This is a genomic window from Methylobacterium sp. 1A (genome assembly GCF_058072805.1).
On the sequence record NZ_JBYQVE010000001.1, the window covers coordinates 3106870 to 3122376 of the forward strand.

Here is a 15507-nt window from a genome sequence, read left to right on the forward strand (position 1 = left end):
CTCAGGCCGCCGGCAGCGCCGCGATCAGGTCGCGCAGGGTGGTGATGGTGGAGGCGTCGGCCACGCCGTCCACCCGCGCCGGGCGGAAGTGGCGCTGGAACGCGGTGACCACCGCCTGGGTGCGCGCGTCGAACAGCCCGGTCACCGGCAGGTCGTAGCCGTAGAGCGCGAACATCGCCTGCAGCGCCTCGACGGGCTGGCCGGCATCGCCCCGCGCGAAGAACCGGCCGTCCTGGAGGCGCGCGGGGGGCACGCGGTGCCCCACCCCCGCCGCCGCCAGACGGTCCCACGGGAAGATCTCCCCCGGATCCACCTTGCGCTCGGGCGCGACGTCGGAATGGGCGAGCACCCGCTCCGGCGGGATCGGCCAGCGGGCGAGGATGTCCCGGGCCAGCGCGATCACCGCCTCGACCTGGGCCTCCGGGTAGGGCGGCAGGCCGCCGGCATGGCCCGGGTTCACGATCTCGATCCCGATCGACCGGGAATTGACGTCGGTCTCGCCCTTCCAGGCGCCGGCGCCGGCGTGCCAGGCCCGGCGGGCCTCCGGCACCATCTGGACGATCCCGCCATCCTCGAACACGAGGTAGTGCGCCGAGACCTCGCTCAGCGGGTCGCGCAGGCGCGCGAGGGCGGCGGCCCCGCTGTCCATCCCGGTATAGTGCAGGATCAGCATGTCGAGCGGCCCCGCGCGGCGGGCGCCGTGGTTCGGCGAGGGCGCGACGCGGCGGGCGAGGGGGCTGTCGGGGGTCAGGCTCACCGCAGCCCGCGCTCCTGCGCGATCCGGTCATAGGCGGCGTTGATCGCGGCGAGCCGCCGCGTGGCGATGGCCACCGCCTCCGTCGGCAGGCCGCGGGCGAGCGCCCGGTCCGGGTGGTGCTCGGCCACCAGCGCCCGGTGGCGGGCCTTCACGGCGGCGTCGTCCGCCTCGCGGTCGAGCCCGAGGACGCCGTAGGGATCGTCCGGCAGCCGCACGTGGCGGGCAGCGATGCGCCGGAACGCCGCCTCGTCGAAGCCGAAGATGCCCGAGACCGCGCGCAGGTAGCGCTCCTCGGCCTCGTGCAGCGCCCCGTCGGCGCCGGCGATCTGGAACAGGCCGTCGAGCACGTCCTCGAGGAGCGCCGGCTCGTCGCCGAAGGTGGTCGCCAGCTGCTGGGCGTAGGCCTCGAAGCCGTTCGTGGTCTTCTTGGCGAGGTCGAACAGGCGCTCGACGCCTGCCCGCGCGGACGGCTCCACCTGCACGACCCGGCCGAACGCCTCGACCTCCGAGGGCAGCACGACGCCGTCGGACTTGGCCATTTTGGCGGCGAGCGCCACGAGGCCGGTGGTGAACACGACGTCGCGCGGCGTCCGCCCGAAAGGCGCGCCGACGCGGTCGAGCAGGAAATGACCGGCGACCCCGCCGATCAGCGCCCCGAGGGGGCCGCCGATCGCGAGGCCGAATCCGGCGCCGCCGAGCTTGCCCCAGACGCCCTGAGTCTTGGTCGCCTGAGTCATGGGACGACCGGTCCCGGCGCTGATCCTCGGCTCGGCTCTGTCATCGGCGGCGGCGGGGTTCCGGCACCGGGACGGGCCCGGCCGAGCGACGGGATAGCCGCTCCGCACGCCGCGAGGAAGGGCCGGGACGCGCCCGGCCCGCCCCCTTCAGCTCAGCGGCAGTACACGTTGCCGTAGGCGTCGCGATAGGTGCCGTAGGGGCAGCGCGGCGCGGTCGAGGCGCCCACGATGGCGCCGCCGGCGCCGCCGATCGCGGCCCCCGCCAGGGCACCGCCCGCGCGGCCGGTGGCCGCCGCGCCGATCGCGGCACCGGTCAGGGCGCCGAGGCCGGCGCCGCCCAGAGCCCGGTCCTCCGGGGTGTTGCAGCCGGCGAGCGAGAGGGCGGCGATGGTGGCGATGGCGGCGGCCGTCAGCTTCTTCATGGTCCCCAGAACTCCCTTGTGAATCCGGTCCGGCCGGTGGCCGTGATCGTTGCGGATCGGGTCGAGCTTAGCAGGAAAGGAATGTCGGCCATACGGCTAAGGTTCCATCGGCCGCGAGACGCGTTGCGAGACGAGTTGCGCCCGGTTCCCGTCTCGCCCTATGCCACGTTCGGAGGCGCTCCGGCCGCGGTGCCGCGACGCCCTATCCGGCACCACGCCCGGCACCAGTCCGGCACATGTCCGAGGGTCCCATGCCGACAGCCACCACGATCGTCCGCCGGGCCGCGGTCCGCGCCGACCGCGTCGCCGACACGGTGACCCTCGACCGCGCGGGCCGGGCTGCCGTCGCCGGATCCCTGGTCGCCGAGGGCGGCCTCGGCTTCGACGTCGCGCTCACCAAGGCCGCGGCGCTCGAGGACGGCGACGCCCTGCGCCTCGACGACGGCCGGCTCGTCGCGGTGCGGGCGGCCGCCGAGGATCTCTTGGAGGTGCGCGCCGAGAATCCGGCCCGCCTGCTGCGCCTGGCCTGGCAGCTCGGCGGCAGCCACGTGGACGCCGAGATCGGCGCGGACGTGCTCTACGTGCCGGCGACGCCCGCCGCGGCCGAGTTGGTGCGCGGGCAGGGCTGCGTCGCGACCCCGGTCTCCCGTGCCTTCCGTCCCGAGCAGGCCGCCCACGATCACAGCACCTGCGGGCACGATCACGGGCACGACCATCACGCCCACCATCATCACGACCACGGGCATGAGCACGGCCATGACCACGGGCATGACCACGCCCACGCGCACGATCATGGGCACAGCCACGATCACGGGCACGAGAAGCACGGCCACGATCATGCCCACGGTCACAGCCATGATCACGGCCATGATCACGAGCACGGGCACCAGAAGCACGGCCACGTGCACGGTCCCGGCTGCGGCTGCGGCCACGATCACTAGCGGTTGAGCCGGGCCCGATCGGGGATCCCGCACCGGGCCCCGACCGCGGACGGTCCGCCGCCGTCACGCGACCCTCACGCAGCCCTACGCGGCCGTCACTCTGCCGGGACGAAGCGCAGCGTGCCGGCGCGCCGCGTGGGCTGGCCGGTGTCGTTCGTGTGATTGACGCCGTCCATCACCGGGACCTCCGGAAAGTCGAAGGGACTGACCCCGTCCAGGCAGGCCACGTTGACGGCGTGGACGTTCGGGTCCGACCGCCGCTGATGGTGCGTGTAGACGCCGCAGCGGGAGCAGAAGAAGTGCTGCGCCGCCCCGGTATGGAACCGGTAGGTCGTCAGCGCCTCCGCCCCCTCCAGGATCCTCACCCCGCCCGGCCGCGCCATGACGACGACGGCGCCGCGCATGCGGCAGTAGGAGCAGGTGCAGCGTCGGATCGACGCGAGATCCCCGTCAAGGGCCGCCTCGAAGCGCACCGCCCCGCAGTGGCAGCGTCCGGACCGGGTCATCGCGTCGTCCGCCATGGTGCTGGGCATCCCGTGCGTTTTCCTGCGACCGGGCGCGGCGGCAGAGCCGGCCGGCACCTCGAACCGTAAGTTTCCGGCACCGTGCGGACAATCACCATGTCGTCACACGATGTGTCAGGAAAACTCACACAGGGTCGTCGGCGGGCCGAGATCCCTGCCGGTCACAGGCGCTTCGGGACGGGCCTGAGGCAGTAGAGGCGCGCCGCCTCGGCGGACAGGCTGTCCTGGGCGGCCACGCACTGGTCGAGGGTGAGGCCGATGCTGGCCGCGTAGGGCTCGTTGGGCGACAGCGCCGCGCGCGCGAGGGCCGCCAGGTACAGCAGGAACGCCGCGACCGCGACGACCAGCGCGGCGACGAGGACGCGGTTCAGCAGCATCGCCGGCGACCGCTCACGGGATCCCGACCAGCAGCAGCGCGAGCGCGAGCACCGTGAGTCCCGCTCCGATCAGCGTCACGGCGGTGTAGTCGCGTCCGGACCGCCGCGCGGGCGCGCGACCGGGCCGGATCGTGATCCGCGCCCCGGATCCCTGCGCGGGACCCGGATCCCCGGGCTGGCTCACTGCAGCAGGCCCCACAGGCCCGTCGCCAGCCCGAAGGTGAGCGAGAGCATCGCTGCGCAGATCAGGACCCGGTCGATCACGCGGGCGGGCCGATCCTCCGGCTGAACGTCGATCATGGCGGGACCTCCTCTCGGCCAGAGTGACGAGCGGCTGTTGCTGACCTGTGTCGGCCGCTCGCCGGCACACGGGTTCGTGTTGTCCGCGAGGGGGGAGGGGGGAGGGCGGCCTCGAACGGGGCTGTGCCGGCGGGGCGCGGCGCCAGGGCACCGGAACACCCGGGATGCCGTGCGGTTGGACCGGCATCCCCATCGGAGACGACGCGTGACCACGGATCCGCTGCACAAGTATCCCCGCCCGCCCTTCGCGGCGCAGCCCCAGAGTTTCCCCGGCAAGACCGGCCGCATGGAGCCCGAACCCGACCACGGCGAGGCGAGCTACAAGGGCTCGGGCAAGCTGACCGGCCAGGCCGCGCTGATCACCGGCGGCGATTCCGGTATCGGCCGCGCGGTCGCCATCGCCTTCGCCCGGGAAGGGGCCGACATCGCCATCTCCTACCTGCCGGACGAGCAGGCCGACGCGGAGGCGGTCGCCCAGTGGGTCGAGAAGGCGGGTCGGCGGGCACTGCTCCTGCCGGGCGACCTCAAGGACGCCGCCTACGGGCGCCAGATCGTCGCCCGCACGGTCGAGACGTTCGGGCGCCTCGACGTGCTGGTCAACAACGGCGCGTTCCAGCAGCCGAACGAGGACCTCGCCGCGATCGACGACGCCGTGTTCGAGGACCATTTCCGCACCAACGTGTTCGGCGCGTTCTACGTGACCAAGGCGGCGCTCGCCCATCTGAAGCCCGGCGCCTCGGTGATCTTCACCTCCTCGGTGAATTCCAAGCACCCGATGCCGTCGCTCATGGCCTACAGCGCCACCAAGGGCGCCCTGAGCAACATGGTGCTCAGCTTGGCCCAGCTCCTCGCCGAGAAGGGCGTGCGCGTGAACGGCGTGCTGCCCGGGCCGATCTGGACCCCGTTCATCCCCTCCGGGATGAGCCAGGATTCGGTGAAATCCTTCGGCAGTCAGGTTCCGTTCGGCCGGCCCGGACAACCGGCCGAACTCGCCTCGGCCTACGTGATGCTGGCCTCCGAGGAGAGCAGCTACACGTCGGGCGCGCTCGTCACGGTGGCCGGGGCCATGCCGGTGTTCTGACGCGCCTCGCCCGCGCGTTTCACGGACAGGCCCCGCGGCAGCGGCGCCCGTCCGGGGCGACGGCGCGCTCAGGCGGCGCGCATCTCGACGAGGAAGCGCATCACCTCGGCGCGCAGGGCCTCGGCGCTGCGGCAGACGTCGCCGGCCGCGGCACCGACCTCCCCGGCCACGCGGTGCGTCGCCTCCGCCGCCGACGAGGCCGAGACCACGTTCGCGCTCACCGCGTCGGTCCCCCGGGCGGCCTCGTCGATGTTCTGCGAGATGTGCCCGGTGGCGAACCGCTGCTGCTCGACCGCCGTCGCGATCGCGCTGGCGATCGCGTTCATCGTGTCGACGGTCCTCCCGATCGAGTGGACCGCGCCGACCGCCTCCGTCGTCTCGCCCTGGATCGCCGCGATCTGCGCGGTGATCTCCTCCGTGGCCTTCGCGGTCTGCCCGGCCAAACCCTTCACCTCGGCGGCGACCACCGCGAAGCCGCGCCCCGACTCGCCCGCCCGCGCCGCCTCGATCGTGGCGTTCAGCGCCAGCAGGTTGGTCTGCTCGGCGATCGCCGAGATGATCCGCACGACTTCCCCGATCCGCTCCGCCGCCCCGGCGAGGCCGCGGATCTGCCGGTCGGTCCGCTCCGCCTCGCTCACCGCCTGACCGGCGATCGCGGCCGACTTGGTGACCTGCCCGCCGATCTCGCCGATCGAGGCGGACAGCTCCTCGGTCGCCGCCGCCACCGTCTGCACGTTGGCGGCCGCCTGCTGCGCCGCCCCGGCCGCCGAGCCGGCCTGCCGCGACGCCTGCGCGGCGGTGTCGGCCATCGCCCGACAGGCCTCCCGCATGCCGGCCGCGGCGGTGTCGACCCGTGCCAGGAGCTGGCTCGCCTCGGTGTCGAAGCTGCGGGTCACCGCCTCCATCCACTGGGCCCGCTCCTGCCGACGCTCCTGCTCGGCGCGCTGCTCGGTCGACAGGGTCCGCGCCTCGATCATGCTGTCCCGGAACACGCCGGCGGCCTCGGCCATCTGGCCGATCTCGTCGCGCCGGCCGAGACCCGGGATGGCGACGTCCGTCGCGCCGCCGGCGAGGCGGCGCAGGGCGGCCGTGAAGGCGCTCAGGGGGCGGGTGATGCTGCGCGCCAGCAGGAACCCGACCAGCCCGATCCCGATCGCGAGGGGGATCAGCCAGAGCAGGGTGGTGACCATCCGCGCCCGGTCCAGGGCGTGGATGTCGTCCACGTACAGGGCCGAATTGATGACCCATTGCCAGGGCTCGTAGGCGAGCGAGTAGGCGACCTTCGGGGCGGGCTCGGTCTCGCCGAGGCGGGCCCAGCGGTACTCGGTGAAGCCGCCGCCCTCCCGGGCGTGCTGGATCATCGTCCAGACGAAGGTCTTCTTCATCGCCGCGTCGTCGCGGGACCGCGTGCCCTCGATCTTGGGATCGGGATGCACGACGTTGCGGCCGATGTTGCCCGGCTCCGAGCTGTAGACGAAGACGTAGTCGCCGCCGTTGTAGCGCATGGCCCGCAGCGCCTCCGCCGCGCGCCGCCGCGCCTCGTCGGCCGAGACGGCGCCGGCCTCCGCCTGCCGGGCGAACGCCGCCACGATGCCGTGCGCCGACTCGACCTGGGCGCGGATGGCGGCCTTGCGCCCCTCCATCATCACCGCGCCGACGGACGAGACCTGGACGCCCACGATCGATATGAATGCCAGAAGGATGCTACTGATAAGACAAAATATCTTTCTACCGATCGTCATATCAAATATTCCTAACTATAAATAAAGCTACACCGCGAAGCTCGCGGATCGAATCAACTGTCCTTCGGCGCCGCGGCCGCCGATCATCTGCCGAACATTGGAATAATTCCATTCCGGCCACACATGTGAGATATGCTTCATCGCGCTCCCGGCGGAGCGGTCGGCCGGGACGATCGACCTCGTCGCGGACGGTCTCGTGCCGCCGTCGCACGACCCGCGGGCGCCGATCGGCGGGCCGGACGCGCCCACCGCGCGGCCGGAGCGGGCGAGGCAGGAACACGACGTTCGAGAGGCGCACGCCGCGCGACACGCGGCGGGTCAGCGAGCCGCCGGTCGTCCACGCCCGCCCGTCGACCGCGCTCGACCAGCTGCTCCGGGCGGCCTGCCGCCGGTCCGCTTCCGGGAGTCAGGGCGGGGGGGCGAATTGCGCGCAGGTCCCGGCGGTGAATCGTCGGACGCTGTCGCGCCCCGTGGAGCGCGAGGCGCGCGGCCCGACCGCGACATCGATGTCCGGCGTCCCGGCGAGAGGATGCCCGGGGCTGACCCGGATCGCGCCGGTGCGGCCTCGAACCCGGAGGCTCCGAGCGCGGCGGGCTCAGGGATCGCGGTGCCGCTCGCGGGCGACGCGCGCGCCGCCGCGCCGTCAGCCTTCCGCCTCGGCGCGGCGCGGGCGCTCGGCCCGGTCGCCGGCCACCCGCGCCGCCTCGACACCGCGCGCCGGAAGCGACGCGGCGGCGCGCGGTCCCGCGCGGAGCGCGTGACGCGCCGCGGTGACGTGAGGCGGCATCGACGGCGCGCCGCGTCGCGGTCCGACGCGACGCGCCGCTCCGGCGTCAGCGGAGAAGGTTCGGGGGCACCGGCGGGCTCGCGTTGAGCAGCGTGATCGTCACCCGCCGGTTCGGCGCGAGATAGGGATTGTCCGGGAAAACCGGCTCCGTGTCGCCGCGTCCCGACACGGAGGAGAAGTTGTCGTTGGGAACCCCGGCACCCGACAGGACCTCGCGCACGGCGAGGGCACGCCCGGCGGAGAGGTTCCAGGGCTCGCCGGCCCGCGTCGAGCCCGGGCGCGCAACGGCCGTGTAGCCGGTGATCGACAGGCGGTTGGGCAGCCGCCGGATGGCGGGCGCGAGGGCCTCCAGCACGCGACGGGTGCGGTCGTAGGGCTCGACGGACCCCTCGCGGAACATGGAGCGGCCGTCCTGGTCCACGAGGGAGACGTTCACGCCCTCCTTGGTCTGCTCGATCACGATGTTCTTCGACAGTTCGGCGATGTCGGGCATCGTCTGGAGCGCCTGCCGGAGGCTGGCTATGGCGCTGAAATTGGCCTCCACGTTGGCGACCGGGCGGCTGGCATCGACGTCGCTGACGCGCCCCGGGCTGGTCGGGCGCGTGATCTCCTCCCGCTCGGCGGAGCCCCGCTCCGCGTCGCGGGGCGTGGATGGCTTGTTGCCGGACGTGTCGAGGGCGGTCCCGTACAGGATTCCGCCGGCGCCGCTGGTCGCAGGGCTCAGAGCCGCCGGCGAGAAGTACTCCGCCAGGCCGATCTTCTGCTCCTGCGTCGTCATGCTGATCAGCCACATCAGCAGGAAGAACGCCATCATGGCGGTCACGAAGTCCGCGTAGGCGATCTTCCAGGCCCCGCCGTGGTGGGCGTGGGCGGCCTTCTTGACCTTCTTGATGATGATCGTCGCCATGGACTCCCTCCCGGATGTCGGATCAGCTCTGGGCGGGCAGAGCGGCGGTCGCCGCTTCCACTTCGTTGAAGGTCGGGCGGACGTCGCTCATCAGGGACTTGCGGGCGAACTCGACCGCCATCACCGGCGGCTGGCCGGCGATGTGGGCGAGCAGCCCCGCCTTGAGCGAGAGATAGTACTTGGACTCGGCCTCGAAGAGGCTCTTGAGCGACTGCGCCATGGGCCCGAAGAAGCCGTAGGCCACGAAGACGCCGAAGAAGGTGCCGACGAGCGCGCCGCCGATCAGGTGCCCCAGCACCTCCGGCGGCTCCTTGATCGCCCCCATCGTCTTGATCACGCCGAGCACGGCGGCGACGATGCCGAGCGCCGGCGTCCCGTCGGCGAGCGACTGCATGGCCGAGACGACGCGCTCCTGCTCCTGGTGGTGCGTCTCCAGTTCCTCATCCATAAGCGCGTCGATCTCGTGGACGTTGTTGGCGCCCAGCGTCACCATGCGCATGTAGTCGCAGACGAACTCGACCGCGTGGTGGTTCGCCGCGAAGGTCGGGAAGGCGTTGAACAGCGTCGACTCGCCCGGATCCTCGATGTGCGGCTCGAGCGCCATCGCACCCTTCTGCTTCGCGAGCTTGAACAACGAATACTGCATTCCCAGCAGCTCGACATAGGATTGCTGGTTGTACTTGGGGCCCTTGATCAGCGTGCCCAGCATGGCGGGCACGGCCTTGAGCACCGGCCCGGTGTTGCCGATGACGAAGGCGCCGATCGCCGCACCCAGGATGATGACGAACTCGAACGGCTGCCACAGGACCAGCAGATGGCCGCCCATCGCCGCGTAGCTGCCGAAGACGCAGGCGAAGACGATCACTGTGCCGACGATCAGCCGCATGATGTGCCATCCTTGCGCGGCGGCAGATGCACCCCGCGCGACGCTACCAATGACCTGGGAAATCACTGATCTTGGTTAACGGCGCGTTTAGAGCCGCGGCGGCGCGCCGGTCGACGGTCCGGGCCCCGCGGTGGACCGTGCCGTCTCTTTTGACGACGATCCGGGCGTGATACCCCGTCGTCCCGTGCTTCCCCGCGGACTCGACGATGGTCCCCATCGCGCCCCCGCGGTGGGACCGGACGGGGCCGAGCGGGCACGCCACAGCCGGATTCCGAGCAGTCCGACGCCCGATGGGGCATCGCCGAGGTACAGCACGAGAGCGACAGCAAGTGATTGCCGCAACGGAAGAACCCAGAACTCTCAGCGGATGGCGCTTCTCCGTCGCCCCGATGATGGACTGGACGGACCGCCACTGCCGGGCGTTCCACCGGTCCCTCTCGGCGCGCGCCCGCCTCTACACCGAGATGGTGACGACCGGCGCGGTGCTGCACGGGCCGCGGGAGCGCCTGCTCGGCTTCGCGGAGATCGAGCACCCGGTAGCGGTCCAGCTCGGCGGCTCGGACCCGGCGGACCTGGCGCGGGCCGCCCGGATCGCCGCGGATCTCGGCTACGACGAGGTCAATCTCAACGTCGGCTGCCCCTCGGACCGGGTGCAGGAGGGCCGCTTCGGCGCCTGCCTGATGCGCGAGCCGGCCCTGGTCGGCGACTGCGTCGCCGCCATGAAGGCCGCGGTCCCCGTGCCGGTGACGGTGAAGTGCCGGATCGGCGTCGACGACCAGGACCCCGAGGCGGCGCTCGACACCCTGGCCGACGCCGTGGTGGCGGCGGGCGTCGACGGGCTGATCGTCCACGCCCGCAAGGCGTGGCTCCAGGGACTCTCGCCCAAGGAGAACCGGGACGTGCCGCCCCTCGATTACGGCCGCGCCGCGCGGCTGAAGCGGCGGCTTCCCGGCCTGCCGATCGCGGTCAACGGCGGCCTGCGCGACCTGGATTCCGCGCGGGCGCGGCTCGCCGAGGTCGACGGCGTCATGGTCGGCCGCGCCGCCTACACCGAGCCGGCGCTCCTGCTCGGGGTCGATCCCGACCTGTTCGGCGTGCCGGCGCCGGCCCCCGACGCCTTCGCGGCGGTCGCGGCGTTCGAGCCCTACATCGCCGCGTGCCTCGCCCGGGGCGAGCGCCTCCACGCGGTCACCCGGCACATGCTCGGCCTGTTCAACGGCCGGCCGGGCGCGCGGGCCTTCCGGCGCCACCTCTCGACCCACGGGATGCGCCCGGAGGCCGACCTCGCGACCCTGCGGGAGGCGGTGGCGCTGGTCTCCCGCGCCGCCCCCGAGGCCCGCGCCGCCTGAGCGCCTTGCGCGGCGGCCCGGTCAGGGCCGGCGCAGGATCAGGCGGTCGCCCCGGACCTCGTAGCCGGAGAGCCGCGACAGGAAGGTCTGGCCGAGGAGGTTTGCCGAGAGCGCGCCCGGCTTGGCCACCATGGCGTTGACGCGCCGCTCGGTGATCGTCCCGACGCTGAGCGAGTCGAGCTGGGTCGGCGCCGCGTAGGTGATGCCGTTGGCGGTGGAGACGCGGGCGGTGAACTCGGAGGGCGCGGGCGTGAGCCCCAGCGCGGCGGCGTTCTCGGCGGTGAGCACGACGCTGCTCGCCCCGGTGTCGAACAGGAAAGGCTGCACCCGGCCGTTGACCAAGGCGTCGACCCGGAAATCGCCGTCCGCCCGCCGGGTGACGGTGACGGCGCCGTCGCCGCTCGAGGTCGCGCTCCCCGGCCGGAGATCGCCGAGCACCCGGGCGCCGACATCCTGGATCCGGTCGCGGTAGCTGTAGCCGATCACCAGGGCGAGGCCGATCAGCGCCCAGGCCAGGAGCGCCTGCAGGTTCGCGCCGAGCCGGGCCGTGAACTGCCGCCAGAACCCGGCCACCACCAGGAGCAGGATCGTGCCGGTCCAGGCGAGGTTCGCCAACTGGTCGGGCTCGATCACGCCGCCGACCCTGTCGCTGCCGTCGCTGAGGACCAGGGCGACGAGAACCAGGGCGAGGGCCGCGAGGCCGAGATAGATCATGACGGCAGCGGCGCTTCCAGGGCGGTGAGGCCGGCGGCCCGCATCCGGGCGCCGAGCCCCGCCATCACGGCGCGGCGCCGGTCCTCCGACAGCGAGCCCCAGGCGGCGATCTCGTCGCGGGTCCGGCCGCAGCCGCAGCACAGGCCGGTCGCGGCGTCGAGGACGCAGACCTTGGTGCAGGGCGAGGAGGGTTTCGGCGCGGGCGGCATCGGTGATCCTTGGCCGGGGGATCGTGGCCGGGTCAAGACGCGGCGGCCTCCCTCAATCCGCCACGCCCGCCGTCGCCGCCACCAGGGCCAGCAGGGCGGCGATCTCCGCGACCTGCTGGCAGGCGCCGATGACGTCGCCGGTCTGGCCGCCGATCCTGGCGCGCGCCAGCCGGGTCAGGCCCAGGGCCGCGAGGCCGGCGCACAGGATCATCAGCGCGACGCCGCCGAGGGGCAGGCCGAGGGGCACGGCGCCGAGCGCCAGCACCGCGCCGAGGCCCAGCGCGGTGGCGAGGCTCGCCCGGCCCGGGCGGCCGACCGAGGCGGAGAGGCCGCCCGGCCGCGCCGGCGCGAGCAGCACCATCGGGGCGAGGGCGGCGACCCGCGACAGGGCGGCCGCCAGGATCAGGCCGGTCACGGCCGCGTGGCCGATCCGGTCGAGGAGCGTCGCCAGGGCGCCGATCCGCAGGGCCAGCGCCAGGACCAGGGCGGCGCCACCGTAGGCGCCGATCCGGCTGTCGCGCATGATCTCCAGGCGGCGCTCCCGGGTGGCGCCGCCGCCGAACCCGTCGGCGACGTCCGCGAGCCCGTCCTCGTGGAGGGCGCCGGTCGCCACCACGGCGACCGCCACCGCGAGGGTCGCGGCCAGGAACGGCCCGAGCCCGACGGCCCAGCCGGCCGCCAGCACCAGGGCGGCGGGCAGCGCCAGGATCAGGCCGGCCAGCGGCAGCATCCGCGGCAGGGTGGTGAAGTCGGGGCTGCGGTGCGGGTCCGGCTCGCCGGGCAGTTGCGGCACCGGCAGGCGGGAGTAGAAGCGCAGGCACCCGGCGAGGTCGTAGAGGGCGCCGCGCCCGGGCCAGTCGGCCTCCCCGCCGGTCTGCCTGTTCATCGCGGCCTCTCGCATCCGCCCGCCACCGCGCGCCGCTCCCGTATAGTCTCCCCGTCCGGAGGCGCCCACAGGAAATCATCGCCGCCATGACCGATTCGACGACCGCTCCCGAACCCGGCCCCTTCGACGACATCCGCAACCTGCTGAAGGCGATGCCGGGCCCCGACGCGGAGGCGAAGGAAGCCGTCGCGGCCCGGGACGCGACCCTGACGAAGCCCGCCGGTTCGCTGGGGCGCCTCGAGAGCCTCGTGACGTGGCTGGCGGCGTGGCAGGGCAAGGCGCCGCCGACCTTCGACCGGCCGCTGGTCTGCGTCTTCGCCGGCAGCCACGGGGTCACGCGCCGCGGCGTCTCGGCCTTCCCGGACGCGGTCAACCGCCAGATGCTCGACAACTTCGCCGCCGGGGGCGGGGCGATCAACCAGATCTGCGCGGCCTACGGCCTCGGCTTCAAGGTGTTCGACCTCGCCCTCGACATGCCCACCGGCGACATCGCGGAGGGGCCGGCCCTCGACGAGCGCGCCACGGTCGCCACCATGGCGTTCGGCATGGAGGCGGTGGCCGCCGGCACCGACTGCCTCGGCATCGGCGAGATGGGCATCGGCAACACCACGGTGGCGGCCGCCCTCTACGCCGCCCTGTTCGGCGGCGATCCCGCCCACTGGGTCGGGCGCGGCACAGGAGTCGACCGGGACGGCCTGTCCCGGAAGGTCGCGGCCGTGGAGGCGGCGCTCGCGCACCATGCCGGCCACCTCGACGACCCGCTCCAGGTCCTGGCGCGCCTCGGCGGCCGGGAGATCGCCGCCATGGCGGGGGCGATCCTGGCCGCGCGGCTGCAGCGCATCCCGGTGGTGATCGACGGCTACGTGGCGACCGCCGCCGCGGCCGTGCTGCACGCCGCCGACCCGGGCGCCCTCGACCACTGCCTCGCCGGCCACGTCTCGGCGGAGGGCGCCCACGCGGAGGTTCTGGAGCGGCTCGGGCTGGTGCCGCTGCTGGCGCTCGGCATGCGCCTCGGCGAGGCCTCGGGCGCCGGCATGGCGATGGGCCTGCTGAAGGGCGCGCTCGCCTGCCACACCGGCATGGCGACCTTCGCGCAGGCCGGCGTGTCGGGGAAGGGCGCGGGCTGAAGCCGCGCGGGCACCTGCGCCCTCGCGTCTTTGCGAGCGGAGCGAAGCAATCCAGGGCAGCGGGACGTCGGCAAGCGTAGCGTCGCTGGATTGCTTCGCTGCGCTCGCAAAGACGGACGGTCTTCTGGCCGGCCGTGATCAGCCGGTCTTCTCGATGTTCCAGAAGAACTGCACCGGCGCCATGACCATGCCCTTGAGCTTCGCGCTGACCGCCATCGGCTGCTGCACGAGGCCCGCGGGGGCGTAGGGCACGACCGCGAAGGCCCGCTCCTCGATGCGCGCGGCGAGCGCCTTCTGCTGCGCCTCGTCGCTGGTGGCGATCCACTCGCTGCGCAGGCCCTCCAGGGTCGGGTCGTCCGGCCAGCCGAACCACGCCGCCTGACCGTTGGCGCGGATCAGCGGGTGGAGCGCCGGGTTCAGCACGTCGGCCCCCGACCAGAGGGTGTGGAACAGCGACCAGCCGCCGGCATCGACCGGCCCGCGGTTGCCGCGGCGGGCGATGAAGCTGCCCCAGTCGGTCGAGACCAGATCGACGTTCATGCCGAGCTGCTTGAGCAGGTCCTGGGTCACCAGCGACTGGTTGTAGGCGATCGGCTGGTCGGCCGGGGCCAGCAGCACCACGCGCTCGCCCTTGTAGCCGGCCTTGGCCAGCATCGCCTTGGCCTTGGCGAGGTCCGCCTGCATGGCCGCGGCCCCGCCGGCCCCGGTCGACATCGGCGAGCCCGGCGTGAAGAAGGTCTTGGCCTCCCGGTAGTATTCGGGGCTGCCGACGACCGCCTGCATGTAGTCGTCCTGCTTCATGGCCATCATCACGGCCCGGCGGATCTCGGGATTGTTGAACGGCGGCTGCGTGTGGTTGAACCGCATCAGCAGGATCAGCCCGAGCGGCACGTTGCGGATCTCGATCCCCGGCTTGCCCTTGAGGACGGGGATCAGGTCGATCGCCGGCTGCTCGTACCAGTCGACCGCCCCCTGGATCATCGCGCCCACCGCCGCCGAGGCCTCGGTGATGGCGAGCCACTCGATCCGGTCGACCTTGGCGACCTTGCCGCCGGCCGCCCAGGAGGGCGCCTCCTCGCGGGGGCGGTAGCCGGCGTGGCGGGTGTAGATCGCGTTCTGGCCCGGGATCCACTCCCGCGCCTCGAAGCGCCAGGGCCCGGAGCCCGTGGCGTCGGCGATCGGCTTGGACGCGTCCTGGAGGGCGACGCGCTCCGGCATGATGAAGGGCACGTTCGAGGACAGCTTGCCGAGCGCCGCCGGGAGCAGGGGGAACGGCTTCTTCAGCGCGACCGTGAAGGTCCGCGCGTCCTCCTGGCCGTACCCCTCCACGAAGCCCGCCAGGGTCTGGCCGAACGCGTCCCGCTTGGACCAGCGCGCGATGGACGCGATGCAGTCCTTGGCCTCGACGGGGGAGCCGTCGTGGAACGTGAGGCCGTCGCGGAGATGGAAGGTCCAGCGCAGGCCGTCGGGCGCGGTCTGCCACTCGCTCACCATCTGCGGCTGGATGCGGAAATTCTCGTCGGTGGCGAACAGCGTGTCGTAGACGAGATAGCCGTGATTGCGGATGACGTAGCTCGTGGCGACGATCGGATCGAGGGACGGCAGGGGCGTCGACGGGATGAAGCGCAGCACGCTGCCGCCGCCGGGCTGGGCCCGGACCAGGTGCGGGAGGCCGAGGCCGGCGGCCGCGCCTGCGGTACCGGCCAGGATCTGGCGGCGGGAGAGCGTCATCGCGGGCACCCTTGTCGTGATCGAGCCCGT

The 15507-nt window shown here is 73.1% G+C and carries 17 protein-coding genes; 4 read left to right on the plus strand and 13 right to left on the minus strand.

Annotation, left to right across the window (positions count from 1 at the left end; translation table 11 throughout):
• Position 1: 1 nt before the first annotated feature.
• The 3 genes from ACX9MN_RS15170 to ACX9MN_RS15180 form a co-directional block, all read right to left on the minus strand.
• Positions 2–757: an N-acetylmuramoyl-L-alanine amidase gene (locus ACX9MN_RS15170; RefSeq protein ID WP_489724833.1), complete on the minus strand. Its 756-nt coding sequence runs from the start codon at positions 755–757 to the stop codon at positions 2–4.
• The gene (locus ACX9MN_RS15175; RefSeq protein ID WP_020092283.1) at positions 754–1494 is read right to left on the minus strand and encodes a TerB family tellurite resistance protein; all 741 of its coding nucleotides are present in this window, start codon (positions 1492–1494) and stop codon (positions 754–756) included. Before ACX9MN_RS15175 ends, ACX9MN_RS15170 begins: the two co-directional genes overlap by 4 nt.
• A gap of 152 nt (positions 1495–1646) precedes the next feature.
• Complete coding sequence (locus tag ACX9MN_RS15180) at positions 1647–1916, minus strand: YMGG-like glycine zipper-containing protein (protein ID WP_012318984.1); 270 nt, start codon at positions 1914–1916, stop codon at positions 1647–1649.
• Positions 1917–2167: 251 nt separating this feature from the next.
• Here ACX9MN_RS15180 and ACX9MN_RS15185 point away from each other — a divergent pair, with 251 nt between their 5' ends.
• Complete coding sequence (locus tag ACX9MN_RS15185; protein ID WP_489724834.1) at positions 2168–2857, plus strand: urease accessory protein UreE; 690 nt, start codon at positions 2168–2170, stop codon at positions 2855–2857.
• 95 nt (positions 2858–2952) lie between these two features.
• On the opposite strand, the gene ACX9MN_RS15190 is transcribed toward ACX9MN_RS15185, so the two are convergent.
• The 3 genes from ACX9MN_RS15190 to ACX9MN_RS15200 form a co-directional block, all read right to left on the minus strand.
• The gene (locus tag ACX9MN_RS15190; protein WP_489725229.1) at positions 2953–3378 is read right to left on the minus strand and encodes a GFA family protein; all 426 of its coding nucleotides are present in this window, start codon (positions 3376–3378) and stop codon (positions 2953–2955) included.
• A gap of 164 nt (positions 3379–3542) precedes the next feature.
• On the minus strand, positions 3543–3758 hold the full coding sequence (locus ACX9MN_RS15195) for a hypothetical protein (RefSeq protein WP_091680256.1): 216 nt from the start codon (positions 3756–3758) through the stop codon (positions 3543–3545).
• A 13-nt stretch (positions 3759–3771) separates the two neighbouring features.
• A complete protein-coding gene (locus ACX9MN_RS15200) occupies positions 3772–3942 on the minus strand; it encodes a hypothetical protein (protein WP_157862090.1) in 171 nt (56 codons plus the stop codon).
• Between the two features lie 321 nt (positions 3943–4263).
• Here ACX9MN_RS15200 and ACX9MN_RS15205 point away from each other — a divergent pair, with 321 nt between their 5' ends.
• On the plus strand, positions 4264–5139 hold the full coding sequence (locus ACX9MN_RS15205; protein ID WP_091680254.1) for an SDR family oxidoreductase: 876 nt from the start codon (positions 4264–4266) through the stop codon (positions 5137–5139).
• 68 nt (positions 5140–5207) lie between these two features.
• On the opposite strand, the gene ACX9MN_RS15210 is transcribed toward ACX9MN_RS15205, so the two are convergent.
• From ACX9MN_RS15210 to motA, 3 genes are all read right to left on the minus strand, one after another.
• Positions 5208–6818: a methyl-accepting chemotaxis protein gene (locus ACX9MN_RS15210; protein ID WP_489724835.1), complete on the minus strand. Its 1611-nt coding sequence runs from the start codon at positions 6816–6818 to the stop codon at positions 5208–5210.
• 896 nt (positions 6819–7714) lie between these two features.
• Positions 7715–8575 carry a flagellar motor protein MotB gene (locus ACX9MN_RS15215; RefSeq protein ID WP_056532644.1) on the minus strand — a complete coding sequence of 287 codons (861 nt, stop codon included), beginning with the start codon at positions 8573–8575 and terminating at the stop codon, positions 7715–7717.
• A 22-nt stretch (positions 8576–8597) separates the two neighbouring features.
• Positions 8598–9461: a flagellar motor stator protein MotA gene (gene motA, locus ACX9MN_RS15220; protein ID WP_020092314.1), complete on the minus strand. Its 864-nt coding sequence runs from the start codon at positions 9459–9461 to the stop codon at positions 8598–8600.
• Positions 9462–9751: 290 nt separating this feature from the next.
• On the opposite strand from motA, the gene dusA reads away from it, so the two are divergent.
• Positions 9752–10810 (plus strand): tRNA dihydrouridine(20/20a) synthase DusA, encoded by a 1059-nt coding sequence (gene dusA / locus ACX9MN_RS15225; protein WP_447699098.1) that lies wholly within the window; start codon positions 9752–9754, stop codon positions 10808–10810.
• Between the two features lie 21 nt (positions 10811–10831).
• On the opposite strand, the gene ACX9MN_RS15230 is transcribed toward dusA, so the two are convergent.
• Genes ACX9MN_RS15230 through cobS form a run of 3 tightly spaced genes read right to left on the minus strand, consistent with a single transcriptional unit; the run spans position 10832 to position 12619 of the window.
• Positions 10832–11524, minus strand: a complete 693-nt coding sequence (locus ACX9MN_RS15230; RefSeq protein WP_091680249.1) for a retropepsin-like aspartic protease family protein — start codon at positions 11522–11524, stop codon at positions 10832–10834.
• Positions 11521–11733 carry a DUF1289 domain-containing protein gene (locus ACX9MN_RS15235; RefSeq protein ID WP_489724836.1) on the minus strand — a complete coding sequence of 71 codons (213 nt, stop codon included), beginning with the start codon at positions 11731–11733 and terminating at the stop codon, positions 11521–11523. The genes ACX9MN_RS15230 and ACX9MN_RS15235 overlap by 4 nt, the downstream gene beginning before the upstream one ends.
• Positions 11734–11785: 52 nt before the next feature.
• Positions 11786–12619 carry an adenosylcobinamide-GDP ribazoletransferase gene (gene cobS, locus ACX9MN_RS15240; protein ID WP_100251970.1) on the minus strand — a complete coding sequence of 278 codons (834 nt, stop codon included), beginning with the start codon at positions 12617–12619 and terminating at the stop codon, positions 11786–11788.
• Positions 12620–12705: 86 nt separating this feature from the next.
• On the opposite strand from cobS, the gene cobT reads away from it, so the two are divergent.
• Positions 12706–13746: a nicotinate-nucleotide--dimethylbenzimidazole phosphoribosyltransferase gene (gene cobT / locus ACX9MN_RS15245; protein ID WP_100251971.1), complete on the plus strand. Its 1041-nt coding sequence runs from the start codon at positions 12706–12708 to the stop codon at positions 13744–13746.
• A gap of 138 nt (positions 13747–13884) precedes the next feature.
• On the opposite strand, the gene ACX9MN_RS15250 is transcribed toward cobT, so the two are convergent.
• Positions 13885–15477 carry an ABC transporter substrate-binding protein gene (locus tag ACX9MN_RS15250; protein WP_489724837.1) on the minus strand — a complete coding sequence of 531 codons (1593 nt, stop codon included), beginning with the start codon at positions 15475–15477 and terminating at the stop codon, positions 13885–13887.
• Positions 15478–15507: the final 30 nt, after the last annotated feature.